Origin of the sequence: Qipengyuania flavescens (assembly GCF_029688735.1) — a bacterium.
Lineage (GTDB): Bacteria > Pseudomonadota > Alphaproteobacteria > Sphingomonadales > Sphingomonadaceae > Qipengyuania.
This window is the reverse complement of sequence record NZ_JARULD010000001.1, coordinates 190,910-216,869: the sequence shown is the minus strand read 5'-3', so window position 1 is coordinate 216,869 and position 25,960 is coordinate 190,910. Positions and strand designations below refer to the sequence as shown.

Genomic DNA, 25,960 nt, shown 5'->3' with positions numbered 1-25,960 from the left:
CACCCACATGTTGGATGAGATGTCTACATGACATTCGGCGCGCCAGTGCCTACCTAATGTCGCATGGGTGATTCACCGGACAATCCCGACTCGCTGCCATGGGAAAGCGAGGCCGAAGAGGCCGCGCCGAGCGCTGCCGAATTGGAGGCCGCGGGGCAGAATTCGATGTTCGGTGACGCGGTAGCGGATCCGGCCCCTCCCGCAGAGGTGGCGGCCGCTCCCGCGCCGGTCGTGCCGCCCCCTCCCGCAGAAACTCGCGCCGCGCCTCCCGCCACCACTGCGCAGCAGCCCTATCGCGTGCTGGCACGCAAATACCGTCCGCAGACCTTCGCCGAGTTGATCGGGCAGGATGCCATGGTACGCACGCTGGCCAATGCCATCGCGCGCGACCGGCTGGCGCATGCCTTCCTGATGACCGGCGTGCGCGGAGTTGGGAAGACCTCGACAGCGCGGCTGATCGCCAAGGCGCTCAACTGTATCGGTCCCGACGGGCAGGGCGGGCCGACGATCAGCCCGTGCGGCGAATGCGAGCCGTGCCGCGCAATTGCGGAAGGCCGGCACATCGATGTGATCGAGATGGATGCCGCCAGCCACACCGGCGTCGACGACGTGCGCGAGATCATCGAGGCGGTACGCTATGCCGCCGTCTCGGCGCGCTACAAGATCTACATCATCGACGAAGTTCACATGCTGTCGCGCAATGCTTTCAATGCCTTGCTCAAGACACTTGAGGAACCGCCCGCGCATGTGAAGTTCCTCTTCGCGACCACCGAGGTCGAGAAGCTTCCCGTCACCGTGCTCAGCCGGACCCAGCGCTTCGACTTGCGCCGGATTCCGGCGGAGCTGCTCCAGTCGCACTTCGCCGAGATCTGCCGCAAGGAAGGCGTCGAGGCCGACGAGGAGGCGCTGCACATCATCGCCGGTGCGGCGGAAGGATCGGTGCGCGACGGGCTGTCGATCCTCGACCAGGCCATCGCCCATGCCGATCTCGACACCGAGGGCAAGGTCTCCGCCGAGCGCGTTCGCGATATGCTCGGGCTCGCCGACAAATCCGCCCAGCGCCGCCTGTTCGGGCATATCCTAGAAGGCGACGGCGCTGCGCTGCTTGCAGCTATCGACGAACAATACGCGCTGGGCGTCGAGCCGCTGGCGCTCATGCGCGCGCAAATGGATCTCGCGCACCGGATCGCCCTGGCGCAGGTATCGGGGGGAGAAGTCGAGGGCGCGTCGCAAGACGAGCGCGAGGCGCTGGGCGAGTGGGCCACCCGGCTCGATGTGGGGCAGGTGCACCGGCTGTGGCAGTTGCTGCTGAAAGGACACGAAGAAGTCCGCCTTGCGCCTGACCCGCTGGTATCGCTGCGGATGGCCTTGCTGCGCGTGCTCCATGCCGGGCAGATGCCCGATCCCGGCAAGCTCGCGAAGAAGCTCGAGACGCTGGCGGAGCGCGCGCCGGCCACGATCTCGACGCCTTCCACCGCGTCCGAGCAAACTGCGCCGCGCGCCGAGGCGAGGCCGGACTGGCGTGCGCTGGTCGAGGCGATCGACGCCAGCGGGATGATGCAGGAAGCAAATGTCCTGCGCCTGCAGGTCCGCGTGGTGGAACTCGGCGACGGTATGCTACGCTATGGCCGCGATGCGAAATTCGGCGACGAAATTCTGCCGATCGTCAAGGACACGCTATTCCGCCACACCGGCAAGCGCTGGGATGTCGAGGAAGTGCCTGGCGGAGAGGGCGCTCCTTCGCTGGTCGAGCAGGAAATCGCACAGCGTGATGCGGACGCGGCTGCACTTCGCGCGCATCCGCTGGTAAAGGCCGCATTCGAGGCATTTCCCGATGCCGAACTGATCGAAGACGGCGCCGCTCCCCCCTCGCGGCGCGAAATACCCTGGAGTAGGAACGCGTAAGATGGATATGGAAGAAATGCTGGCTCAGGCGCAGAAAGCCGCCGAGACGATCCAGAAGCAGATGAACGAAACACAGGCGAAGCTCGACGAGATTGAAGTCGAGGGGACGGCCGGCGGTGGACTTGTAAAGGTTCGCGCCACTGCCCGCGGCCGCATCATCGGTGTAACGATCGACGAAAGCATGATGAAGCCGGAAGAAAAGCAAATGGTCGAGGACTTGGTGGCCGCTGCGTTCAACGATGCGCGCGACAAGGCGGACCGCGTTTCTGGCGAGGAAATGGCCAAGGTCCAGCAAGGCATGGGCCTTCCGCCGGGTATGAAGCTTCCCGGAATGTAATTCGGCTCGGCGGAGCCTGCGCACGGCGGGCTCTGCCGTCCACACTCTTCTGCCCGCACTGCGTTGCGAAAGGGCGGTTGCGTCACCATATTCCCTCGGAACGGCTTCGGCCACATGACGGAATATTTCTATGAGCAACGCTTTTCCCCTCCTTCCCCTGCGCGACATCGTGGTGTTTCCCGGTATGGTCGTGCCGCTGTTCGTGGGCCGCGATAAATCGGTCGCGGCGCTCGAAGTGGCGATGGAAGGATCGAAGGACATCTTCCTGCTCGCGCAGCTCGATCCGGGCTGTGACGATCCTGAGCGCAGCGATCTCTACGAGGTCGGCGTGGTGGCGCAGGTGCTGCAATTGCTGAAGCTGCCCGACGGGACGGTGCGCGTTCTCGTCGAAGGTACGCGCCGTGCTACGCTCGAGGCATTGGTCGAGCAGGATGATCACGTGATCGCCGAGGTTTCGTCGCGCGATCCGATGACTGCCTCGGGCAGCGAAGTAATGGCCATGATGCGCCAGGTGGTCGAACAGTTCGGCGAATATGCCAAGCTCAACAAGAAGATCGGTGAGGACGCAGCCGACCAGCTGGCCGATATCGACGACGCCGGCGAACTGGCCGACACGATCGCCGCCGCCGTCAACGCCAAGGTTTCGGACAAGCAGGCCCTGCTGGTCGAGCACGATCCGCTGAAACGCCTCGAAATGGTCATGTCCTTCATGGAAGGCGAGCTGTCGGTGCTGCAGGTGGAGCGGCGCATCCGTGGCCGCGTGAAGCGCCAGATGGAGAAGACCCAGCGCGAATATTACCTCAACGAACAGCTCAAGGCGATCCAGAACGAGCTGGGCGATGGCGACGAGGACGGCGGCAACGAGATCGCCGAACTGACCGAGAAGATCGGCAAGACAAAGCTGTCGAAGGAAGCGCGCGAGAAGGCTGAAAGCGAGCTCAAGAAGCTTAAGAGCATGCAGCCGATGAGCGCGGAAGCGACCGTGATCCGCAATTATCTCGACGTGCTGCTTGGCCTGCCCTGGGGCAAGAAAAGCAAGGTCAAGAAAGATATCGGCGAGGCCCAGAAGGTCCTCGATGCCGATCACTACGGCCTCGAGAAGGTCAAGGACCGGATCATCGAATATCTCGCCGTGCAAGCGCGCACGCGAAAGCTGAAAGGGCCGATCCTGTGCCTCGTCGGCCCGCCGGGTGTCGGCAAGACCAGTCTCGGCAAGTCGATCGCCAAGGCAACGGGCCGCGAATTCGTGCGCCAGTCGCTGGGCGGCGTGCGCGACGAAGCGGAAATCCGCGGCCACCGGCGTACCTATATCGGCTCGCTGCCGGGCAAGATCGTCAGCAATCTCAAGAAGGCCGGCAAGATCAACCCGCTGTTCCTGCTCGACGAGATCGACAAGCTCGGTCAGGATTTCCGCGGAGACCCGGCTTCGGCGCTACTCGAAGTGCTCGATCCGGAACAGAACAGCAAGTTCCAGGATCACTATCTGGAACTCGATCTCGACCTGTCGGACATCATGTTCGTGACCACCGCCAACAGCCTGAACCTGCCGCAGCCGCTGCTCGACAGGATGGAGATCATCCGGCTGGAGGGCTACACCGAGGATGAGAAGGTGGAGATCGCCACGCGCCACCTCCTGCCCAAGCAGGTCAAGGACCATGGGCTCAAGGATGACGAGTTCGAGCTGACCGAAGACGGTCTGCGCGATCTCATCCGCTATTACACCCGCGAGGCCGGCGTTCGCACGCTCGAACGCGAATTGGCGCGGCTTGCGCGCAAGAGCCTGCGCAAGATCCTCGAGGGCAAGGCGGAAAGCGTTACCATTACACCGGACAACCTCAGCGACTTCGCTGGGGTCCGCAAGTTCAAGCATGGCATGAGCGAAGACGAGCCGCAGGTTGGCGCCGTCACCGGTCTGGCGTGGACCGAAGTCGGCGGCGAGCTGCTGACCATCGAGAGCGTCACCACGCTGGGGAAGGGCGAGGTCAAGACGACCGGCAAGCTCGGCGACGTTATGAACGAGAGCGTCGCGGCAGCCTTCAGTTTCGTGAAGGCAAGGGCGCCACATTACGGCATCCGCCCGAGCCTCTTCCATCGCCGCAACATCCACATCCACTTGCCCGAAGGCGCGGTGCCGAAGGACGGGCCGAGCGCCGGTGTCGGCATGGTCACCTCGATCGTCTCGACGCTGTCGGGCATTCCCGTGCGGGCGGATGTCGCGATGACGGGCGAGGTCACGCTGCGCGGTCGGGTGCTCGCCATCGGCGGCCTCAAGGAGAAGCTGCTCGCAGCACTCCGCGGCGGGATCAAGAAAGTGCTGATCCCGGAAGAGAATGTGAAGGACCTCGCGGAAATTCCCGATAATGTGAAGGAAGGTCTCGAGATCGTTCCGGTGAGCCATGTCGACGAGGTCCTTGCGCACGCTCTTTGCGAGCTGCCCGAGCCGATCGAATGGTCCGAAGCCGACGATCTCGCCAGCCAGCCCGACCATGGTCAGAACGGCGGCCCTTCCGCGACAGCACACTAACAAAAGATATATTGCGTCGCAGCGACTCGTCGGTTGCGAGCACGATCATTTTGAGTTGCAAACAAGGACTGCGTCACCGCCGCGACCGGTGAATGCGCCGTTAACCGTGTTCGCGGCGAATTTCGCCCGAAAAATCGCGCATTTTGGCCATATTTGCCTTTGACAGAGCCCGGAAAACTCTCTCAATTCGTGCGCCTTCGGAGAGGCGATTCACCGAACAGTTTTCAAAATTATATTGAGGGGGTTCCCAGAATGAACAAGAACGACCTGATCAGCGCGGTTGCCGATGCGAGCGGCCTTTCCAAGAGCGATGCATCGAGCGCCGTCGAAGGCGTTTTCGATTCGATCAGCAAGGCACTGTCGAGCGGCGACGAAGTTCGCCTCGTCGGCTTCGGCACCTTTTCGGTTGCCAAGCGCAAGGCTTCGACCGGCCGCAATCCCCGTACCGGCGAACCGATGACCATCAAGGCATCGAACCAGCCGAAGTTCAAGGCCGGCAAGGGCCTCAAGGACGCGGTCAACTAAGCGATCGACGATCTGTCCGGACCTGCCAACGCCTCGGCAGCGGCCGGAGATGCAAATTACGCCGCGTCTCGAAAGGGGCGCGGCGTTTTTGTTTTGGTCTAGGCTTGCCGCGTAGCGATCGCATAAAGCGCGATCGCGGCGGCGTTCGAGACGTTGAGGCTTTCGACCGCATCGCCGATCGGGAGGCGGGCCAGCGCGTCGCAATGCACCTCGATATTATGGCGCATGCCCGGACCCTCCGCGCCAAGGACCAGCGCCACCGGCCCTGCCGGCAAAGCTTCGGCCAGTGTGGCGTCCGCCGCTCCGGTTAGCCCGATCCGCCAGTACCCCGCATCGGCTGCCTGCTCGAGCGCGCGAGCAAGATTTACCACGCGAACCCACGGCACGGTTTCGAGCGCACCCGAGGCGGACTTGGCAACCACGCCGCCTTCCGGTGGAGCGTGCCGATCCTGGGTGACGATTGCCGCGGCGCCGAAAGCGGCCGCAGAGCGCATGATCGCGCCGACGTTGTGCGGATCGGTGACCTGGTCGAGAAAGACCAACGGCGCATCAGCCTCGCCGCCTATGACCTCATCGAGATGCACATCTTCCAGCGCCGCGCATTCGAGCACCAGACCCTGATGCGGGGCGTCCTTTGCCACCAGAGGCGCGAGATCCGCGACATCGGCATATTCGACCGGGAAATCTGCGGGCAGTTCGCCATCGAGGGTCTCGATGCCCTCACGCGTGGCCCATAGCTTACGGTGCACCCGGTCAGGGTTTTTCAACGCGGCCTCCACCGCATGGCGACCCCACAGACGCACATGACCCGTGCTGGCCCGGCCACTGCCGCGCCCGCCTTTCATCCTGCCTGCTCGCCCACGCAGGGCCCTTTTCCGTTCGCCTTTGGCCATCATATCCGTCCTGTCTGAAGCATTGGCTGCGGCTCCTGCCAGCGAGGGCATTGACAGGCAAGCGCCGCTTCGCCAAAGGGGCGCCTCTCGGCCGGGGAGCCATGCGGCTTCCCCAGCATTTCTCTCTCGATAGAGACTGAGCGAGCCCGTGTGGACAGGTGGCCGAGTGGTTAAAGGCAGCAGACTGTAAATCTGCCCGCGCAAGCGTACGCTGGTTCGAATCCAGCCCTGTCCACCACCTCGCTTCACATCTCCAACCGCAGAAATCCGGCAGCGCGATTTGCATTCCGCGGCCCTTTTCCTATGCTGGCCCGTGAACCGCGGGGGGGCTCTCCCTACGCATCAGCCGACAGCATGAACGCACGGGCGCCAGGAAAGCGAGCACGATTCCGCACATGAGCAGCACCAACGACGCACCGATCGATCCGCCGCTAGTCGATCTCCCGATCCGGACTGCGAACCGCGGTTTTTACGACGGCTTCAGCCGGGCGGTTACGATCCCTTCCAAGATCATCGTCTCGCTCATCATCATGTGGGCGATCTTCTTCCCGGTCAGTGCGAACGAAACGCTAACAGCTGCCAATTCCACGATTATCCGCGCCTTCGCCGGCTGGTACGTCTATCTTGTGGCCTTCCTGATGTTCGCGTGCTTCATGGTGGCGGTCATCCCGCAGTCGGGCCGCCTGCGCATCGGCCCCCCGGACGAGAAGCCCGAGTTTGGGCGCTTCTCGTGGTTCGCGATGCTGTTCGGCGCGGGGATCGGCATCGGCATGCTGACCTATTCCACCGGGGAGCCTCTCGCGCATTTCGCGAACAATCCCGACATCATCCGCGGAACGATCGAGCCGCTATCGCAGGAGGCGGTTCGGCCGGCCTATATCTATACCTTCCTGCACTGGGGATTTGCCGCCTGGGGTACCTATGCGCTGGTCGGGCTGGCGATTGGCTATGTCGCCTATCGCCGGGGCTTGCCGCTGACCATCCGCTCGGCTCTCGCGCCGCTGTTCGGGCGCGTCCTTTCCGGTTTCTCCGGCCATCTGGTCGATATCGTCGCAGTCGTGGCGACGATCCTCGGTGTGGCGGTTACCATGGGCCTCGGCGTCGAGCAGTTCATCGCCGGCCTGGCGCGACTCGGTCTGGGTGACTGGCTGCTGGCCGAAGACGGCAGATCGTCGGTGATAGCCATCATATTGGCGCTGATGCTCCTGGTCGGCGCATCGACGCTCAGCGCGCTGTCTGGCGTGGGGAAGGGCATCAAATGGCTCTCCAACCTGAACATGGGTCTGTCCTTCGCTTTGCTCGCGCTGTTCGCCATCGTCGGCTCGGGCCTGTACGGGCTGGGCCTTCTGGGGACAGCGCTGTGGGACTATTTCGTCACCCTCGTGCCCAACTCGCTGCGGTTGTTTCCTGATGTGCAGGGTGAGACGGCGCAGGCGCTGCTGCAGTGGCAGCTCGACTGGTCGGTGTTCTACTGGGCGTGGTGGATAGCCTTCGCACCGTTCGTCGGCATGTTCATTGCGCGGATCTCGCGCGGGCGGACCGTGCGCGAATACGTCTTCGGCGTGGTCCTTGTGCCGTCGCTGATGTGTTTCGTCTGGATGGCCATCGTCGGTGGTACGGCGATCAACCTTGAGCTGAGCGGCGTCGCGGGCGGGACCATCGTCGAGACCGGCATATCCGACCAGCTCTATGCGACGCTTGCCGTTCTGCTGGACCCGGCCGTCGCCAGCCTGGTATCCGGCCTCGTCGTGATCTTGCTGATGACCTACCTCATCACGTCTGCTGACAGCGCCATCCTGATCGTCAACACGATCAATGGCGCAGGCGAAACCGACGGGGAGCGCCGACACCACATCCTGTTCTGGGGCGGGGCGCTGGCCTTTGTCGTCGGTAGCATGCTGATCCTCGGCGGGATCGACGCGATCCGCATTACCATGATCATCGGCGCTCTTCCGTTTTCCTTTGTCGTGGCGCTGATGGCTGTCGCAATCCTCAAGGCGATCGCATTCGATCTGGTCCGGAAGCGTCATGGCGTACCGACTACTGCGGAAGGTTGCGCTGATCTCGCTCGAGGAGAGTAGGAAAACAGTATCGAGCCGAGCTAGCCTTCAGCCATTCGAAGTGAAAAATTTCGATACTTAAGTTTTACTGTTGAAAGCGTTTAGAGAGAAAAAGAATACCCAAAGATAAGCTCACACCGTAGTTTATAATAGTCACACGGCATCGAACACTATTCGATTAAATTTGTGGCGTGTGGACTCTTTGCAACAGGCTGGGTTGCATTCCGCAATTCTCCCCGGCGCCGGTGGCCTGCGCAATTTTCGATTGCTATCGCCCCCCGTCGCTTTCGTTGATTTTCCGAAAGCGGGACTATTCTCATGCGATGCGCCGCATTGTCTGACGCGTCGCTGTCTCTGAATGTAGTTTGGCTAGGGGCTATCCACCATGAAGAAGTTTGTTAGCGGCGCATCGGCTGGTGCGCTGGCTGTGGCACTTGCAACTCCCGCGATGGCGCAGGATGCTGCGCCCGTAGCGCAGGAACGCCGCGGCGGCGTCGACGTGATCGTCGTGACAGCGCAGAAGCGCAGCGAGGATCTGCAGGACGTGCCCGTCTCGGTCCAGGCACTGGGCGAAGAAGGGCTCGAAGAGCTCAACATCGACACGTTCGAAGATTATCTCGACCAGCTGCCGACGGTCACCGCCGGCGGTAGCGGACCGGGCCAGAGCACGATCTACATTCGCGGCCTCGCATCGACGACGCCGAACCTGACGACGGCCGGCGTCGCCGGCCTCGCGCCGAATGTCGCGCTCTATCTCGACGAGCAGCCGCTGGCGCAGCCCGGCCGCAACCTCGACGTCTACGCCGCCGATCTCGAGCGCATCGAAGTGCTCTCGGGTCCGCAGGGAACGCTGTTTGGCGCAAGCTCGCAGGCAGGCGTCGTTCGCCTCATCACCAACAAGCCCGACCTCGGCGGCTTCGATGCCGGGGCGAGCGCCGGCGTGTCCTTCACCAAAGGCGGCGAGACCAGCTACAAGGCGGAAGCCATGCTGAACGTGCCGGTCACCGATACTTTCGGCCTGCGCGGCGTCTTCTACCTCGACGACCAGGGTGGTTACATCGACAATGTGCCGGGCACGCAGAACCTGCGCGACAGTGCGCGCTTCCGCCCGGCCGGCACCGTCCGTTCAAACGGCGTGCCAGTCAGCCCGCTGCGCGCCGGCTTCCAGTCGACCGCCGATTTGAGCGATGTCACTTTCCTCGATGCCGACAATGCCGGCCTCGTCGAGGAAGATTTCAACGACACGCAATATTCCGGCTTCCGAGCTACTGCGCTGTGGGAAATCACGCCCGACTGGCGCGTGACGGTCGCCCATTCGCGCCAGAGCATCGAGAGCGACGGCGTGTTCTTCGCCGACCCCGAACTCGGCGGTTTGGATGACCTCGAAATCCAGCGTTACGAGGAAGACCGCCTCGAGGACGACTTCTCGAACACCAGCTGGACGGTCGAAGGCCGCCTCGCGATGCTCGATATCGTCTACACCGGCGCTTATACCGACCGCGAGACGGAGCAGCGGGTCGACTACACCGACTACCTCTTCGTCGGCCAGTACCTGCCGTATTACATCTGCGATGGCTCGGTGAGCTATCCCGGTTCGGCTGATCCCAGCGGCACTTGTCAGGCGCCGAACCTCTACGTGACGTCGGACAGTGAAACGACCGTCTTCACCCAGGAACTCCGCTTCAGCACGCCGGCGGAAAACCGCTGGCGGGTGACCGCGGGCGGGTTTTACTCCGACCTCGAGCTGAAGGAACGCAACGACTTCAACTATCCCGGGAATGTCATCGCACAGCCCTTCGGCCCGTTCGCACCGAACTTCCCGCAGGAAGGCTATACCAGCCAGCCCGGGCCGTTCCCTGCAGACACCATCTTCCGCAACGATATTCGCCGCACGGACGAACAGTTCGGCATCTTCGGCGAAGCGGCGTTCGACATCGTGCCCGACCTGCTGACGGTGACGCTGGGCGCGCGGTATTACGATATCGAAGTCGACTTCGAGGGCAGCGCCAACGGCAGCTTCTGCAACAGCGGCGCAGCCGAGGATGCCAATGCCTTCGGGACGGACCTCAACGATCTGTACGATGGCGACGGTAGCTACACCTTCATCGGCTCGTGCAACGCGGACCTGCGCCAGACCTTCACGCTGGATGACAGCCTGCAGGACATTCAGGATGCCGGCCTCAGCGCTTCTCAGGCGCAGCAGGTGTTCAACGCGGTGCGCGCACCGGACACGGCCTCGACCGATGGGTTCATCTACAAGGGCACGCTGACGCTGACCCCGACCGAAGACCTGCTGTTCTACGCGACCTATTCGGAAGGCTTCCGCCCTGGATTGCTGAATCGCCCGGGCGGCGCGACCAACGGCGCGGGCTTCACCGTCCCGTTCGAGCTCGAGACCGACGAAGTGAAGAACTACGAGCTCGGCTGGAAGATGGACCTGCTCGACGGGCAGTTCCGCTTCAACGGTAGCGCGTTCTACGTCGATATCAGCCGGTTGCAGACGACGATCTTCGATCCGTCGATCACCAACCTGTTCTTCTCGGCCAATGCGGCGGATGCGGAGATCAAGGGGCTGGAGGCGGACTTCACCGTCGCGCCTTATTCGGCTCCGGGTCTGACGGTCGCGGGTGCATTCTCGATCCTCGACACCGAGATCACCGACGTGCTGATCCCGACCGACGATGTCGTCGAAGGTTCCGATCTGGCGTTCGCTCCGTCCTTCCAGGGTAATATCCGCGTACGCTACGAGTGGGATCTCAACGATACGCTGGGTGCCTATATCCAGCCGCAGGTCACGCATTCGGCCTCGAAGTTCACCGATGTGATCGAGATCAACAAGCTCAGGCTCGACGGCTACACGCTGTTCGATCTGGCCGCGGGTATCACCTCGGCGAACTGGAAGTTCGAGCTGTTCGGCGAGAACCTGTTCGACGAGCGCGCGCAAATCTCGGGCAATTACGTGAACGACCGTGCGCGGATCGCCACCAACCGTCCGCTGACGGTCGGCCTCAGGGTCTCCTACGACTACTGATCGTTCGCAATCACGAAATCCGGGCGGCGGGGGTGAAGCAAGGCTTCGCCTCCGCCGTTCGCTTTGATAGGGGCGAGGGATGGCGTCACGGGAAGAGCATCTGGGTTCAGCGCAAAAGGCGTTGCAGGTGGGAGACTTCGCGCGTGGCCTCCAGATTGCCGAAGCTTTGCTACAAGCCGATCCTGGCGACGCCGAAGCACTTTATATCGCCGCGGTAGCCGCGCGGTATCTCGAACGGTTCGAGCAGGCCGACGAGCACCTTTCGCGCCTTCACGCCGCCATGCCCGAGTACGGACGTGCGTGGCAGGAGGCGGGCCATCTGGCACGCGCGCGCGGTGACACGGATCGCGCCATCGCGGCCTACGCCAGAGCCACCCGCTTCAACCCCGCGCTGGATGCCAGCTGGCGTGCGTTGGCGGAGATCGAGGCGGCGCGTGGCAACGGCGCGGAGGCGCAAGCGGCGCAGGCGCAAGCTCGCAGAATTGCGGCGCTGCCGCGCGAACTCGTCGCGGTCACCCATCACCTGCACGAAGGGCGCGTTCTTCGCGCCGAAGAGATTTGCCGGCGCTTCCTGCGCGCCAATCCTCGCAATGTCGAAGGCATGCGCCTGCTCGCCCAGATCGGCATCAAGCTCGGCATACTCGACGATGCGGAATTCCTACTGGAGAGCGCGCGGGCCTTCGAGCCGGACAATATTCAGGTCCAGCTCGACTATATCGACGCGCTGCGGCGGCGCCAGAAGTTCGATCGAGCGCGCGAGGAGGCGGAAGCGCTGCATGCGCGCGACCCGGCAAATCCGCTGTTCCAGTCGCATTTTGCCATCGAAAGCATGCAGACAGGCGATTATGGCCGTGCATTCGAACTTTTCGATGCGGTCCTCGATCGGCTCCCCGGAGATGTCGCAACGCTGACAAGCAAGGGACACGCGCTGAAGACGACCGGCGCGCAGGAGGAGGCGGTTGTGAGCTACCGCGCTGCCGTCGCGGCGAAGCCCGATCACGGCGACGCCTGGTATGCGCTCGCCAATCTCAAGACCTATAGCTTCACCGACGACGAGATAATCGGGATGCGCGAGCAAACCGCGCGTGAAGATCTGGCTTTCATGGATCGCGTTCACCTAAGCTTCGCGCTCGGCAAGGCTCTTGAGGACCGCAAGGAGTACGGCGACAGCTTCGGCTTCTACGAGACCGGGAATTCACTGAAGCGCGCCCAGACCCGTTACAGCGCAGATGGCATGTCGGAGGAACTGGCGCGCCAGAAAGAGGTCTGCACACGAGATCTGTTCGCAAAGCATGAGGGCGCAGGCGATCAGTCTCCGGATCCGATCTTCATTCTCGGTCTTCCGCGGGCTGGATCGACGCTGCTCGAACAAATTCTTGCCAGCCACAGCCAGGTGGACGGCACGCTGGAACTGCCGAACATCCTTGCGCTTGCCCACCGTCTGCGTGGCCGCAAGGCAGGCCAGTCGCGCTACCCCGAAGTGCTGCATGAACTATCCGCCGAGCAGCTGTCGAAGTTCGGCCGGCAATTCATCGAGGATACGCGCGTCCACCGGCAGGGTGCACCCTTCTTCATCGACAAGATGCCGAACAATTTCCGGCACATCGGGCTGATCCACCTGATCCTGCCGAACGCGAAAATCATCGACGCGCGCCGCGATCCGATGGATTGCTGTTTCTCCGGCTTCAAGCAGCTCTTCGCAGAGGGACAGGAGTTCACTTACGGGCTGACCGAGGTCGGCCGCTATTATGCGGACTACGTCGATCTGATGGACCACTGGGACGAGGTTCTTCCGGGCAAGGTTCTGCGCGTCCGGCATGAGGATGTGCTCGACGATCTGGAAGGGCAGGTCCGGTGTATGCTCGATCACTGCGGCCTCGACTTCGAAGAGGCCTGCCTGGACTTTCACAAGACCGACCGCGCCGTGAGAACCGCGAGCAGCGAGCAGGTGCGTCAGCCGATCAACCGCAAGGGGCAGGGCGCGTGGAAGCCGTATGAGCCGTGGCTCGGTGACCTGAAAGACGCGCTGGGTCCGCTCGCGACCTAGCTCATTCGCGCGCCGTTAGGCACGGTCTCCCCCGGTGAAGCGAGGACGATCCGTCCCTCGGCATCGGGAAAGCCCAGCACCAGCACTTCGGACATGAACGGCCCGATCTGGCGCGGCGGGAAATTGACCACCGCCATGACCTTGCGACCGGGCAGCGTAGCCGGATCGTAGAGGTCGGCGATTTGCGCGGAGGTCTTGCGCTGACCGATCTCGTCACCGAAGTCGATCCACAGCTTGATTGCGGGCTTGCGCGCTTCGGGAAAAGGCTCGGCGCGGATCACAGTCCCGCTGCGAATATCGACCCTGAGGAAGTCGGCGATGTCGATCTGGTCCATGGTCGCATGGGTATGGGTTACAAGCGCCTGTGTCCATTGCCGCCGAGCCACAAAGATTGCGCGGCAAAATCGCGGTGCTAAGGGCGCGAGAATGATAGCGGCCGCCATCTCCGTTCGCACGATCCTCGCGGCGATCTTCATCCTCATGGCGGGGAGCGGATTCCTGTCGACCTTGATCGCCATCCGTCTGGAACAGGGCGGGGCGAGTTCTCTGCTCATCGGCCTCGTCGCGACAGCCTATTTCGCCGGACTGACGGTGGGCTCGGTCAGGGTCGCGGCCCTGATTTCACGCATCGGTCACATCCGGGCGTTCGCCGCATTCGTGACCGTGTTCTCCGCCAGCAGCCTCGCCTATGCAATAATCGATCTCCCGGCACTCTGGATTGGCCTGCGACTCATCGACGGGTTTGCGATGGCGGGCGTTTTCGTTTGCCTCGAAAGCTGGCTCAACCAGCAAGCACAGCCCCACAATCGCAGCGGCATCCTCGCCGCTTACATGATCGCTCTTTACTTGGGGCAGGCGGTCGGACAGTTCCTGCTGAACACCGCGGAGATTTCGCCCGACTTGCCCTTCATGCTGTCTGCGATCCTTCTTTCGATCGCATTGCTCCCCGTCCTGCTCACCAAGATGGAGCAGCCGCGGATCGAACGCGTGGAATCCTTCTCCATCAAACGGCTGTTTTCGGCGTCTCCGCTTGGGATGGTCGGAACACTGGTTACGGGGGCCATCCTCGGGGCCTTCTACGCGCTGGGTGCTGTTTACGTGCAACGGACCGGCCTGGGCTTATCGCAAGTCGCGTTGTTTACCTCGATGGTGATCGCGGGCGGCGTGGCCCTGCAATATCCGCTCGGCCAGCTCTCCGACCGCTTCGATCGCCGACGTGTGATCATCGCATGTTTGGCGGCAGTGGCGGCGATCTGCGCAGTCCTGGCTTTCGCCCCGCTGCCCGCGCTCGGGATCATTGTCACAGGTGCATTTTTCGGCGGCTTCGCCTTCGCTCTCTACCCGCTGTGCGTCGCCCATTCCAACGACCATCTGGGCGAAGACGAGCGGGTGGGGGCGAGCGGAGGCTTGGTCCTGACATACTCGGCGGGTGCCATGACTGGGCCGATCGTCGGCTCAACCGGAATGAGCATCATGGGGCCATCCGGACTGTTCGTCGTGATCGGAGTGCTCGCCTTGATTGGTGCCCTTTACGGCTTCTGGCGCATGGCACGCAGCGCACCGGTGCCTTCCGCCGAGCAGCAGGCCTTCCAGAGCCTTCCGCGCACCACGCCGATGGCGGCGGTGCTCGAGGCCGAAGACGAGTAGCTTCAGCCCAAAACAAGTCGGGTGGCTTGCCCAAGGCCACCGCTCGGCTTAATCCCTCGCGCCATGACACAACAGACATCGATGACCGGTCGCCCCGTCATTTCCGCCACCGGCCTGTTCACGCCCGAGCAGAGCATCAGCAACGAAGAACTGGTCGCAAGCTTCAACGCCTTCGTCGAGCGGTTCAACGCGCAGAACGCCGATGCGATCGCTGCGGGCGAGGTCGAAGCGCTGCACCCGAGTTCGGTAGAATTCATCGAGAAGGCGAGCGGGATCAAGGCGCGCCACGTCTTGTCGAAAGAACCGATACTCGACCCCGCGATCATGGAGCCTCGCCTGAAAGAACGCGACAACGACGAGCTGTCGCAGATGGCGGAGATCGGCGTGGCAGCGTGCCGCCAGGCGCTCGAACGGGCGGGTCGCGAAGCTGCGGACGTCGATGCCGTGCTCTGTGCAGCGTCGAATATGGAGCGGCCCTATCCGGCCATGGCGATCGAAATCCAGCAGGCGCTGGGAATCGATGGCTTCGGGTTCGACATGAATGTCGCATGCTCCTCGGCCACCTTCGGCATCCAGACCGCGGCAGATTACATCCGGTCGGGCAATGCGAAGAGCGTGCTCGTTGTCAGTCCGGAAATTACGAGCGGCCATTTGAACTGGCGCGACCGCGACAGCCATTTCATTTTCGGAGACGTGGCGACTGCCGTGCTGGTCGAGGATGCGGCAATCGCTCCGGTGGAGCATTGGGACATTCTCGGCACCAAGTTGAAGACGGTATTCTCGAACAACATCCGCAACAATTTCGGCTTCCTCAACCGGGCTGCGCCCGAAGGCGTCGGCAAGGCGGACAAGCTCTTCGTGCAGGAAGGCCGCAAGGTGTTCAAGGAAGTGGTGCCGATGGTGGCCGAAATGATCATCGGCGAGGCGGACCGGCTCGGCATCGACCCGCAGAGCCTGCGGCGCCTCTGGCTGCACCAGGCAAATGCCGGCATGAACCGGTTGATCGCCCATCGCGTGCTCGGCCACGAAGCCGATGCCGACGAGAGTCCAACCGTGCTCGATACCTATGGCAACACCTCCAGCGCCGGGTCGATCATCGCCTTCCACCTCCACAGCGAGGATCTGGCGGAGGGGGACACGGGGCTGATCTGCAGCTTCGGAGCGGGGTACTCTGCGGGAACCGTGTTCGTGCGTAAGGCCGCGTGACGCCTTGTGACGCCGCCATGCGGCGCGTAGGCTTATCCGATGGCAGGTGACCTCCTCGACAATCAGGGCCGCGGCGACGTCCGGTGGTCGCTGCCGCCAATCCATCCCGAGGGGCGCAAATACGGCCTGATCGCTTTGGCGGTAAGCCTGGTTTTCCTTGTCGGTCTCGACTGGGAGATCGTCGGCTGGCCGCTACTTGCCCTTAGCGCAGGTATATTCGCCTTCTTCCGGGACCCCGAACGCGTCGTTCCGCAAGACGATTCCGCAATTCTCTCACCGGCCGACGGTCAGGTGACCATGATTGTCGAAGTCGAGCCGCCGCGCGAGCTGGTCATCGACGATGGCAGCGGTATCGGCGGATTGTCACCGGACACGGTGACGCGCGTGTCGATCTTCCTGTCGGTGTTCGACGTCCATATCAACCGCACGCCGATCGCAGGTACCGTGCAACGTGTCGTCTATATTCCCGGAAGTTTCGCCGATGCCGGTCTCGACAAGGCAAGCGAAGAAAACGAACGACAGCATATCCTTGTCGAGCGGAGCGACGGCACCAAGGTCGGCTTCACCCAGATCGCCGGCCTTGTGGCGCGGCGGATCGTGCCGTTCGTAAAACCCGGCGATACGCTCGGGGCGGGGCAGAGGGTCGGACTGATCCGGTTCGGCAGTCGGGTCGACATCTATCTGCCTGCGGGGACCGGATCGGACGTGCTGCTCGGTCAACGCGTCGTTGCGGGTGAAACGGTTATCGCGCGCCTTGGCGCGCGCAAGCTTCTGGAAGGTGTGTCGCAATGAATTTCGAACCTCGCAACGGGACGGACCAGCATGAGGAACGCGCCCGGTTGGGGCCGAAGGCGGCGGAGGACGAAAAGCCCGTGCTGGGTCCATCCGGTCGGGGCCTTTCACTTCGGGCGATGGCCCCCAATGCGATCACCGCAGCGGCGCTCTGTTCGGGCCTGACCGGCATACGGTTCGCGATTTCCGAGCAATGGGCGGCTGCCGCCGTGGCCATCATCATCGCGGGCATTCTCGACGGGATGGATGGGCGGATCGCGCGCTTGCTGAAGGCGCAATCGCGTTTTGGTGCGGAGTTGGACAGCCTTGCCGATTCGCTGAGTTTCGGCACAGCGCCTGCCATCATCCTGTACCTCTGGTCGCTGCAGAACGAGCCGCGCTGGGGCTGGTTCGCGGCACTCGCATTGGCAATTTGCTGCGCGCTTCGTCTCGCGCGCTTCAATGCGCAGATCGACACCGAGGACCAGCCGCACAAATCGCTCGGTTTCCTGACCGGTGTTCCCGCGCCCATGGGGGCGGGGCTCGCCTTCATGCCATTCTTCGTGTGGTCGGCGACCGGGATCGACTTCTTTCGCGAGCCGGCTTTCGTCGCACCGTGGTTGTTGGCAACTGCGCTGCTGATGATTTCGAGCATGGCCACGCCAAGCTGGACCTCGCTGCGTCCGCGTCGCGGCATCCGGTTGTGGGTACTGGCCTTCGTCGGCTTGCTGTTCGCTGCGCTACTCGTCGAGCCGTGGTGGACCCTGAGCGCTATCGGGATAGGCTACCTCGCCCTGCTACCGTTCACCCTGCTGCGGTATTCACGCATCAAGCGGCGCGCGTAGCCGGCCGGACAATCACGTCCGGCCGCGAGGGCAAGCGACCGAAAGCCGCACCACCTTGCGCAATCCCTGCGCGAAATGCGGGGAGCTCGGCGATCACCGAAGTTCGCTTCGTTTCGCGCCGCAACTGGCCGAAAGCAGACCACCAGCGCAGTCCGCTATCGGCGAGCACGCCCAATGCTACGACAGCCGTGAGGGCGACGAGTGCGACAAGGAACCATGCGAACATCTCTAATTCTCCTGCCCCTTACTGTTCAGATCACTGTTGACAGGCCGGGGATAACTAGTGGAAAACCCTGATTGCCCGCCGGACGTTCCGGCGACGAGAACAATGTTCTCTTTTTGTTCTCGCTAGTCAAGCGCTTTTCGAGCCGAAGCTGCATTATTTTGCGGCGAATGGAGGGTGGATTTGTCGCGCTCCACCGGCTACAGGCGCGCGGTCCGCAGTAGATTCGGCCAGTTCGGGCGTTTCGTCAGGCGGGCAAATCCACATGGAAGGCGCACATACCGGTGCCCGTCGCGGGACAAGACCGCATTCGGGTTCCAGCTTTCCAGAGGCATAACCGGAAAGGAATTACACTATGGCGGCTCCTACCGTCACGATGCAGCAATTGATCGAGGCCGGCGCGCACTTCGGCCACCAGACCCACCGTTGGAACCCGCGCATGAAGCCGTATATCTTCGGCGCGCGCAACGGCATCCACATCATCGACCTGTCGCAGTCCGTGCCGCTGTTCGCTCGCGCGCTCGACTTCATCAGCCAGACTGCCCGTTCGGGCGGCAAGGTGCTGTTCGTCGGCACCAAGCGTCAGGCTCAGGACGCGATCCGCGAAGCCGCGCTCGCCTCGGGCCAGCACTTCGTCAACCACCGCTGGCTGGGCGGCATGCTCACCAACTGGAAGACGATCAGCGAGCGTATCAAGTACCTCAAGACGCTCGACGAGCGTCTTTCGGGCGACACGCAGGGCCTGACCAAGAAGGAAGTCCTCGACCTCACGCGCAAGCGCGACAAGCTTGAAATGAGTCTTGGCGGCATCCGCGACATGGGCGGTATTCCCGACGTGATGTTCGTGATCGATGCGAACATGGAAGACCTCGCCATCAAGGAAGCCAACGTCCTCGGCATCCCGGTCGTCGCCGTGCTCGACACCAATGTCGATCCCGAAGGCATCGCCTTCCCGATCCCGGGCAACGACGACGCCAGCCGCGCTATCAAGCTCTATTGCGATGCGGTTGCCGAAGCGGCTCGCACCGGCAAGGGCGAAGGCGTGCAGGACAGCGGTGCAGACGTCGGCGCAATGGAAAATCCGCCGGAAGAAGCCGCGGCTTAATGCCCAATTCGTGACTTGGGAGCGCAATTCTCCCGTCACACAGGCGAATTATGCGCCGGGCCGCTGATACCAGCAGGCCCGGTGCCCCGCATTCAAGATACCAAGAAGGAAATCATCATGGCTGCATTCACTGCTGCTGACGTAAAGGCCCTGCGCGAGAAGACCGGCGCGGGCATGATGGACGCCAAGAAGGCGCTCGAAGCCGCGAACGGCGATATCGAAGCCGCAGTCGACGCACTGCGCGCCAAGGGTCTCGCCACTGCCCAGAAGAAATCGAGCCGCACTGCGGCCGAAGGTCTCGTCGGCATTGCCGTCGAAGGCATAAAGGGTGTTGCCGTCGAAGTGAACTCGGAAACGGACTTCGTCGCCAAGAACGACAAGTTCCAGGATTTCGTGCGCAAGACCACGCAGGTCGCGCTCGGCACCGACGGTGACGATGTCGATACGCTCAAGGCCGCTGCCTATCCCGATGGCGGCACCGTGTCCGACAAGCTGACCGATAATGTCGCCACCATCGGCGAGAACCAGCAGATCCGCCGCATCAAGACCGTCTCGGTCACCAACGGCGTGATCGTGCCTTACATGCACAACGCCGTCGCGCCGGACCTCGGCAAGATCGGCGTCTTGGTTGCTCTCGAAAGCGAAGGCGACAAGGCCAAGCTGGAAGAGCTGGGCAAGAAGCTCGGCATGCATATCGCCGCTGCTTTCCCGCAGGCGCTGACCGCCGAGGGCCTCGACGCCGAAGTGATCGAGCGCGAGCGCGCTATCGCCAAGGAAAAGGCCGCCGAAAGCGGCAAGCCCGAGAACGTCCAGGAAAAGATGGTCGAAGGCGCGGTCAACAAATACGCCAAGGAAAACGCGCTGCTCAGCCAGGTCTACGTGATCGACAACAAGACCCCGATCGCGCAGGTCGTGGAAGCTGCCGGCAAGGACGTCGGCGCCAAGGTCGAGCTGGTGGACTATGTCCGTTTCCAGCTGGGTGAAGGCATCGAGAAGGAAGAGAGCGACTTCGCTGCCGAAGTGGCCGCTGCCGTCGGCGGCTGAACAAGCCCCACATCCTACGAAAATGGGCCGCCGGAGTTCGCTTCGGCGGCCTTTTTCGTCCGACACTAATGCGTACCAATGATCGTTTTAGGGAACGAGCCGGGCCTGCCATCACTTCTTCAGTGGATGCTCACGCGAACTTATTGGAGAAACTCATGGGAAGCGTATGGTCCCTCGCGATAATCATTGGCCCAATCTTGCTCATTGGCGTAATTATATTTGCCTGGTTTAGGAATCGCAATACGTCCGACCGACTTGAACGCAAGGCCGACGAGGGCGCGCGCGACCTGCGCGAGGAAATCGCTGAAAAACCGCACAAGAACATGGATCTCTGATCGGTCCAAGCCGCAGGCTCCATCCCATTCGTCGGCTTGCTCTTTTGTTCAAAGCCTAGTCGCCAGTCTTAAAGGAGCACCTCTGGCGGGCATTAGTATCGACCATTATGAGCGGGCCTAATCTCTCCCTCAGCCCTGTCCCTGAAACCATTATAAGCTGTGCTGGAAAAACGAAGGGCGTCGTAGGGTGACGTCAAATAATCTGCTTGTCAGATTTTTGCAGGACCGTTCACCATGGATAACGCAGGCAGACGTCTATCGTAAGCGCGAAGTTCGATAGGCTAGCCGCCCTTTCGATCAAGAGGGTATGGACTACAACGATAGTCCCTTCCCCCTAGCGCGCGCCATGCATCATGGCTAAGGAGCCGCAGGCCCCTCACGCAACACGGATTCTTCGTCTCCATGCCCTTTTCCACGATGAAGCGCGTCCTGCTCAAGCTCTCGGGCGAGGTGCTCATGGGCGAGGGGCCGTTCGGGATCGACCCGGCATTCGTTATGGAACTCGCACAAGAGGTAAAGGCGGCGAAGGAAACCGGCCTCGAAATCTGCCTCGTCATCGGCGGCGGCAATATCTTTCGCGGCATGGCGGGCGCGGCGCAGGGAATGGACCGCGCGCAGGCTGATTACATGGGCATGCTGGCGACCGTCATGAATGCGCTGGCGATGCAGAACGCGCTGGAGCAGTTGGGCGTGCAGACCCGCGTGCAGAGCGCGGTGCAGATGGACCAGGTATGCGAGCCGGTGATCCGCCGCCGGGCCGAACGTCACCTCGAAAAAGGTCGTGTGGTGATCTTCGCCGCCGGTGTGGGCGCGCCCTATTTCACCACTGACAGTGGCGCGGCGCTGCGGGCGGCGGAAATGAATTGCGATGCGCTGCTCAAGGGCACCAGCGTCGACGGGGTGTATGACAGCGACCCAAAGAAGAACGCCGAGGCAAAGCGTTTCGACACCGTCACTTACAGCCGCGTGCTGGCAGATGATCTCAAGGTGATGGACGCCAGCGCCGTGGCCCTGTGCCGCGATAATAATATTCCGATCGTCGTGTTCTCGATCCGCGAGAAGGGCAATCTGGCCCGCGTTCTCAAGGGCGAGGGCGTGCAGACGGTCGTCACCAACGAAAAAAGCTAAGAGGAAGCCATCATGGCCAAATACGACAAAGCCGATATCGAGCGCCGCATGAAGGGTGCCGTCGAAAGCCTGAAGGGCGATCTTTCGGGCCTGCGCACCGGCCGCGCGAATACCAGCCTGCTCGATCCGGTCGTGGTCGAGGTCTATGGCTCGATGATGCCGCTCAGCCAGGTCGCGACGGTCAGCGCACCCGAACCGCGCATGCTGAGCGTGCAGGTATGGGACAAGGCCAATGTGAGCGCAGTGGAGAAGGGCATCGCCAAGGCCAATCTCGGCCTAAACCCGATGCAGGATGGTCAGACCATCCGCCTGCCGATGCCCGACCTGACCGAGGAACGCCGCAAGGACCTCGCCAAGCTGGCGGGCGAATATGGCGAGAAGGGCAAGATCGCCATTCGCAACGTGCGCCGCGACGGCATGGAAGCGCTTAAGGAAGACGAGAAGAAGAAGGAAATCTCCGAAGATGACCGCAAGCGGTCCGAGGACGAGGTCCAGAAGCTGACCGACAAATACGTCGCCGAAACCGATGAGGCGGTCGAGAAGAAGACGCAGGAAATCCTGACCCAGTAAGCGGGTGAGGATCGGGGAGCAGGAATGAGCGCGCAAGGCCAGCAGGCCCGCCATGTCGCCATCATCATGGATGGCAACGGTCGCTGGGCGAAGCGCCGGCACCTGCCGCGCGTGATGGGCCATCGCAAGGGCGTGGAGGCGGTGCGCGAATTGGTGCGCAGCCTCAAGGACACCGAAGTCGAATGCCTGACGCTCTACGCCTTCAGCTCCGAAAACTGGAAGCGGCCGGAGGACGAGGTCGACGATTTGATGGACCTGATGCGCAAGTTCATCAAGTCGGACCTGCCCGAGTTTATTGCCAATGACGTGAAACTGCATATTCTCGGCGACTGGCAGGCACTCGCGCCCGATATCGTCGCCATGCTGGAGGATGCGCTGGAGCAGACCAGTAAGGGCTCGCGCACGCTGGCGGTGGCGCTGAACTACGGCGCGCAGGCGGAGATCGTGGCGGCTGCGCGCAGAGCTGCGGCTGTGGGCGAGATCACCGAAGAAAGCCTTGCCGAGCATCTCTACACCGCGCCGCTGCCTCCGCTTGACCTGCTGATCCGCACCAGTGGCGAAGTGCGGCTGTCGAATTTCCTCTTGTGGCAGGCGGCCTATGCGGAAATGATCTTCACCGACGTCCTATGGCCCGATTTCACGCCCGAGCTGTTCAAGCAGGCGCTGGCGGATTTCGGCGACCGGGAGAGGCGCTTTGGTGGACGGTAGAGCAGCACAAGCGGTGCCCGCGAAGGGCAAGAACGCCGACCTGCCCGTGCGCGCAGCGTCGGCGCTGGTCATGGTGGCGGTGGCCGGGCTGGCTTTCTGGCTCGGCGGTATCTGGCTCGACCTGTTCATCGCAGGGGTCGCTTTCGCGACTCTCGTGGAGTTTGTGATCCTCGTGCTGAAGGCGACGCAGCGGCAGGGTGCCCGGCTGGCAGCCGTCACTGCCGGTGCGATCTACATCGGGCTGGCAGGTTATGCCCTTACGAGTTTCCCGCTGATCGTGGTGATTGGGGTGATCGGCGCGGTCGTGTTTGTCGATACCTTTGCCTATTTCTTCGGGCGGACGATTGGCGGTCCCAAGATCGCACCTGCCATCAGTCCATCGAAAACCTGGGCGGGGCTGCTGGGGGGCACGGTCGGAGCGTCGATCTGGGTCTTCGGACTTCTGCATTTCATCGCGTCGGTCGATGGTCCCGAATGGAGCGGACGCTTGCTGGATTGGCTGCAACTGGGGGGCATCGGGGCCGCGATTGCGGTAGCCGCACAGGCGGGCGATTTTCTCGAGAGCTGGATCAAGCGCAAAGCTGGGGTGAAGGACAGCTCGAACCTTATCCCCGGTCACGGCGGTGTCTTCGACCGGACCGATGGGATAGTTCCTGTAGCTCTGTTGGCTGCAGCGACTTTCGGAGCGGCTTTGTGACCCGCTCCATCTCCATTCTTGGCGCCACCGGCTCCGTCGGCACATCGACGCTCGATCTGATCCGGCGCGCGCCCGATGATTGGCGCATCGTCGCGCTGACCGCGAATTGCAACGTTGCCGAACTCGCCGCGCTCGCGAAGGAATTTCGCGCCGAGATTGCCGTGGTGGCGGACGAGAGCTGTCTGGACGACCTGCGCGCCGCGCTCGACGGTTCGGGGATCGAGGCGGCTGGCGGCAAGCGGGCGCTGTGCGAAGCTGCGGCGCGCCCCGTCGACATCACCGTCGCCGCGATTGTCGGCTGTGCGGGCCTCGGCCCGGTCATGGCGGCGATCGAACAGGGCGGAACAATCGCGCTCGCCAACAAGGAAGCGCTGGTTTCGGCAGGCGAGGTGATGACTGCTGCCGTCGCGAAACACGGCGCGACGCTGCTCCCCGTCGACAGCGAGCACAATGCGATCTTCCAGTGCCTCGAAGGCGGGCGGATCGAGGATGTGCGCTGGATCACGCTCACCGCCAGCGGCGGCCCGTTGCGCGCCGTCGAGGACCTCTCTGCCGTCACCCCCGAGCAGGCGGTGGCGCATCCCAACTGGGACATGGGCGCGAAGATCAGCGTCGACAGCGCGACCATGTTCAACAAGGGGCTGGAGCTGATCGAGGCGCACCACCTGTTCCCGGTCGGCCTCGACAAGATTCGCATCGTGGTCCATCCGCAGAGCGTCATCCACTCGATGGTCGAATATCGCGACGGATCCACGCTGGCGCAGCTCGGCCCGTCCGACATGCGCGTGCCCATCGCCAGCTGCCTCGCCTGGCCGCAGCGCATGGATACGCCCTGCGAGCCGCTGGACCTGCCGACCATCGGCGAGCTCAGTTTCTTCCAGCCCGACGAACAGCGCTTTCCCGCGACCCGTTTGGCGCGCGAGGCGGCAGAGGCGGGCGGGGCGGCCCCGGCCGTGCTGAATGCCGCCAACGAAGTGGCTGTCGCCGCATTCCTCGACCGTAAGATTCCATTCAGCCGCATTCCGCTATTGGTCGAGCGCGTTCTTTCGGAAGGAAACCTGCCTGATGCTCCGCGTTCTCTGGACGAGGTGCTGATGGTGGACGACGCTTCCCGCAAGCGCGCGACCGAAATGCTGGAGCTCGCCTGACTTGGAAAACATGTTGCCCCTGTGGGTCTATTACGTCCTCGGTTTCCCGCTGTTGCTGGGGCCGCTGATCACCGTTCACGAGCTGGGTCATTATCTCGTCGGCCGCTGGTTCGGTGTGCAGGCGGAAGCCTTCTCGATCGGTTTCGGCAAGGAAATCTGGGGCTTCACCGACAAACGTGGGACGCGCTGGAAGCTTAGCGCGCTGCCGCTGGGCGGCTATGTCCAGTTCAAGGGCGACATGAACCCGGCGAGCATTCCGGATACCGCCGCTGCCGAAGAGGTAAGTGCAGAGGAGCGCGCGGGTAGCTTCCACCATGCTGCCCTATGGAAGCGCGCTCTGATCGTGTTCGCAGGACCGGCGACCAACATCCTCGTCACGCTGGCGATCTTCGCGAGTTTCTTTGCCTTCTACGGTAAGCCCGTACCTGCCGATGCGGATAGCCAGCTGACGATCGCCGAGTTCGCAGAAACTTCGCCCGCGCGTGACGCCGGCCTGCGCGCGGGCGACCGTATTGTCTCCATTGAAGGTGAGGCGATGGAGAGCTTCCGCGACGTCCAGAACGCGATCATGATGTACCCGGGCCGCACGCTCGACATCACCGTCCTGCGCGACGGAGCGCGCGAGACCTTCGCCGTCACCACCGAAAGCCGCGAGGTCGAAGACGGTTTCGGTAACAAGTCCAAGATCGGCCTCGTCGGAATTCAGGCGGCAGAGGCGGAAATGACCTACGAGCCGCAGGGCATCGTCGGCAGCCTCGGTCTTGCCGTCGATCATTCCATCGGCGTGGTCGACATGATGATTACCGGTGTCGCACAGATCTTTACCGGAGAACGCTCGGTCCAGGAGCTCGGCGGTCCGGTCAAGATCGCCAAATTTTCGGGCGAACAGCTGAGCATGGGTGCGCTGGCCTTTACCAATTTCGTCGCCCTGATTTCGCTTAACTTGGCATTCATCAACCTCCTGCCAATTCCCGCGCTCGACGGCGGGCACCTGGCTTTCTACGCGGCAGAAGCAGTCCGCCGGAAACCCATCGGCCCTCGTGGAACGGAAGTGGCGTATCGCGCCGGCGTGGCCCTCGTGCTTGCGCTGATGGTATTCGTCACGATCAACGACCTGGCCGGTCTCCCGATCTTCGGGAATTAGCCGGGGAAAGCACAGCGCGGAGGCGGGCGTTCACGGTTGCAAAGCTTGATTGGCACAAGCGCTTAGG

At 62.7% G+C, this 25,960-nt stretch carries 22 protein-coding genes and 1 tRNA gene; 20 read left to right on the top strand and 3 right to left on the bottom strand.

The genetic code is table 11. The features are described 5' to 3' along the window. The first annotated feature begins 63 nt into the window (after nucleotides 1-63). From P8R33_RS01055 to P8R33_RS01040, 4 genes are all read left to right on the top strand, one after another. Nucleotides 64-1,905, top strand: coding sequence for a DNA polymerase III subunit gamma/tau (locus tag P8R33_RS01055; RefSeq protein WP_278327137.1), 1,842 nt, complete (start codon nucleotides 64-66; stop codon nucleotides 1,903-1,905). Between the two features lie 7 nt (nucleotides 1,906-1,912). Next, nucleotides 1,913-2,242 (top strand): YbaB/EbfC family nucleoid-associated protein, encoded by a 330-nt coding sequence (locus P8R33_RS01050; RefSeq protein ID WP_278327910.1) that lies wholly within the window; start codon nucleotides 1,913-1,915, stop codon nucleotides 2,240-2,242. 130 nt (nucleotides 2,243-2,372) lie between these two features. Continuing rightward, nucleotides 2,373-4,766 (top strand): endopeptidase La, encoded by a 2,394-nt coding sequence (lon, locus tag P8R33_RS01045; RefSeq protein WP_278327136.1) that lies wholly within the window; start codon nucleotides 2,373-2,375, stop codon nucleotides 4,764-4,766. A 252-nt stretch (nucleotides 4,767-5,018) separates the two neighbouring features. Then, the gene (locus P8R33_RS01040; RefSeq protein WP_278327135.1) at nucleotides 5,019-5,291 is read left to right on the top strand and encodes an HU family DNA-binding protein; all 273 of its coding nucleotides are present in this window, start codon (nucleotides 5,019-5,021) and stop codon (nucleotides 5,289-5,291) included. A gap of 98 nt (nucleotides 5,292-5,389) precedes the next feature. On the opposite strand, the gene rlmB is transcribed toward P8R33_RS01040, so the two are convergent. Beyond that, complete coding sequence (rlmB, locus tag P8R33_RS01035) at nucleotides 5,390-6,184, bottom strand: 23S rRNA (guanosine(2251)-2'-O)-methyltransferase RlmB (protein WP_278327134.1); 795 nt, start codon at nucleotides 6,182-6,184, stop codon at nucleotides 5,390-5,392. Between the two features lie 152 nt (nucleotides 6,185-6,336). On the opposite strand from rlmB, the gene P8R33_RS01030 reads away from it, so the two are divergent. From P8R33_RS01030 to P8R33_RS01015, 4 genes are all read left to right on the top strand, one after another. After that, nucleotides 6,337-6,422 (top strand) — tRNA-Tyr (locus P8R33_RS01030). Nucleotides 6,423-6,579: 157 nt separating this feature from the next. Next, nucleotides 6,580-8,265: a BCCT family transporter gene (locus tag P8R33_RS01025; protein WP_278327133.1), complete on the top strand. Its 1,686-nt coding sequence runs from the start codon at nucleotides 6,580-6,582 to the stop codon at nucleotides 8,263-8,265. Nucleotides 8,266-8,629: 364 nt separating this feature from the next. Continuing rightward, a complete protein-coding gene (locus tag P8R33_RS01020) occupies nucleotides 8,630-11,275 on the top strand; it encodes a TonB-dependent receptor (protein WP_278327132.1) in 2,646 nt (881 codons plus the stop codon). A 79-nt stretch (nucleotides 11,276-11,354) separates the two neighbouring features. Further along, nucleotides 11,355-13,322, top strand: coding sequence for a tetratricopeptide repeat-containing sulfotransferase family protein (locus P8R33_RS01015; protein ID WP_278327131.1), 1,968 nt, complete (start codon nucleotides 11,355-11,357; stop codon nucleotides 13,320-13,322). On the opposite strand, the gene P8R33_RS01010 is transcribed toward P8R33_RS01015, so the two are convergent. Beyond that, complete coding sequence (locus P8R33_RS01010) at nucleotides 13,319-13,657, bottom strand: tRNA-binding protein (protein ID WP_278327130.1); 339 nt, start codon at nucleotides 13,655-13,657, stop codon at nucleotides 13,319-13,321. The two genes, P8R33_RS01015 and P8R33_RS01010, sit on opposite strands and share 4 nt — an antisense overlap. Before the next feature lie 91 nt (nucleotides 13,658-13,748). Here P8R33_RS01010 and P8R33_RS01005 point away from each other — a divergent pair, with 91 nt between their 5' ends. The 4 genes from P8R33_RS01005 to P8R33_RS00990 all read left to right on the top strand — a co-directional run bounded on the left by P8R33_RS01005 (nucleotide 13,749) and on the right by P8R33_RS00990 (nucleotide 17,791). Continuing rightward, nucleotides 13,749-14,969, top strand: a complete 1,221-nt coding sequence (locus P8R33_RS01005) for an MFS transporter (protein WP_278327129.1) — start codon at nucleotides 13,749-13,751, stop codon at nucleotides 14,967-14,969. A 63-nt stretch (nucleotides 14,970-15,032) separates the two neighbouring features. Further along, nucleotides 15,033-16,175: a beta-ketoacyl-ACP synthase III gene (locus P8R33_RS01000; RefSeq protein WP_278327128.1), complete on the top strand. Its 1,143-nt coding sequence runs from the start codon at nucleotides 15,033-15,035 to the stop codon at nucleotides 16,173-16,175. 39 nt (nucleotides 16,176-16,214) lie between these two features. After that, entirely contained in the window at nucleotides 16,215-16,967 is a 753-nt protein-coding gene (locus P8R33_RS00995; protein ID WP_278327127.1) for a phosphatidylserine decarboxylase, read from the top strand. Next, a complete protein-coding gene (locus P8R33_RS00990) occupies nucleotides 16,964-17,791 on the top strand; it encodes a CDP-alcohol phosphatidyltransferase family protein (protein WP_278327126.1) in 828 nt (275 codons plus the stop codon). The genes P8R33_RS00995 and P8R33_RS00990 overlap by 4 nt, the downstream gene beginning before the upstream one ends. Here the strand turns inward: P8R33_RS00990 and P8R33_RS00985 are convergent. Continuing rightward, complete coding sequence (locus tag P8R33_RS00985; RefSeq protein ID WP_278327125.1) at nucleotides 17,775-18,017, bottom strand: hypothetical protein; 243 nt, start codon at nucleotides 18,015-18,017, stop codon at nucleotides 17,775-17,777. The genes P8R33_RS00990 and P8R33_RS00985 overlap by 17 nt on opposite strands. Nucleotides 18,018-18,369: 352 nt before the next feature. Between P8R33_RS00985 and rpsB the strand changes: the two genes are divergently transcribed. From rpsB to rseP, 8 genes are all read left to right on the top strand, one after another. After that, a complete protein-coding gene (gene rpsB / locus P8R33_RS00980) occupies nucleotides 18,370-19,119 on the top strand; it encodes a 30S ribosomal protein S2 (protein ID WP_278327124.1) in 750 nt (249 codons plus the stop codon). A gap of 117 nt (nucleotides 19,120-19,236) precedes the next feature. After that, nucleotides 19,237-20,163, top strand: coding sequence for a translation elongation factor Ts (gene tsf / locus P8R33_RS00975; protein WP_278327123.1), 927 nt, complete (start codon nucleotides 19,237-19,239; stop codon nucleotides 20,161-20,163). 737 nt (nucleotides 20,164-20,900) lie between these two features. Next, on the top strand, nucleotides 20,901-21,626 hold the full coding sequence (gene pyrH, locus P8R33_RS00970; protein ID WP_278327122.1) for a UMP kinase: 726 nt from the start codon (nucleotides 20,901-20,903) through the stop codon (nucleotides 21,624-21,626). A gap of 12 nt (nucleotides 21,627-21,638) precedes the next feature. Beyond that, entirely contained in the window at nucleotides 21,639-22,196 is a 558-nt protein-coding gene (gene frr, locus P8R33_RS00965; RefSeq protein ID WP_278327121.1) for a ribosome recycling factor, read from the top strand. A gap of 24 nt (nucleotides 22,197-22,220) precedes the next feature. Continuing rightward, nucleotides 22,221-22,904, top strand: a complete 684-nt coding sequence (gene uppS / locus P8R33_RS00960; protein ID WP_278327120.1) for a polyprenyl diphosphate synthase — start codon at nucleotides 22,221-22,223, stop codon at nucleotides 22,902-22,904. Further along, a complete protein-coding gene (locus P8R33_RS00955; protein WP_446532487.1) occupies nucleotides 22,891-23,601 on the top strand; it encodes a phosphatidate cytidylyltransferase in 711 nt (236 codons plus the stop codon). The genes uppS and P8R33_RS00955 overlap by 14 nt, the downstream gene beginning before the upstream one ends. Then, nucleotides 23,598-24,749, top strand: a complete 1,152-nt coding sequence (gene dxr / locus P8R33_RS00950; protein WP_278327118.1) for a 1-deoxy-D-xylulose-5-phosphate reductoisomerase — start codon at nucleotides 23,598-23,600, stop codon at nucleotides 24,747-24,749. The genes P8R33_RS00955 and dxr overlap by 4 nt, the downstream gene beginning before the upstream one ends. 10 nt (nucleotides 24,750-24,759) lie before the next feature. Beyond that, nucleotides 24,760-25,893, top strand: coding sequence for an RIP metalloprotease RseP (gene rseP, locus P8R33_RS00945; RefSeq protein ID WP_278327909.1), 1,134 nt, complete (start codon nucleotides 24,760-24,762; stop codon nucleotides 25,891-25,893). Nucleotides 25,894-25,960 lie beyond the last annotated feature (67 nt).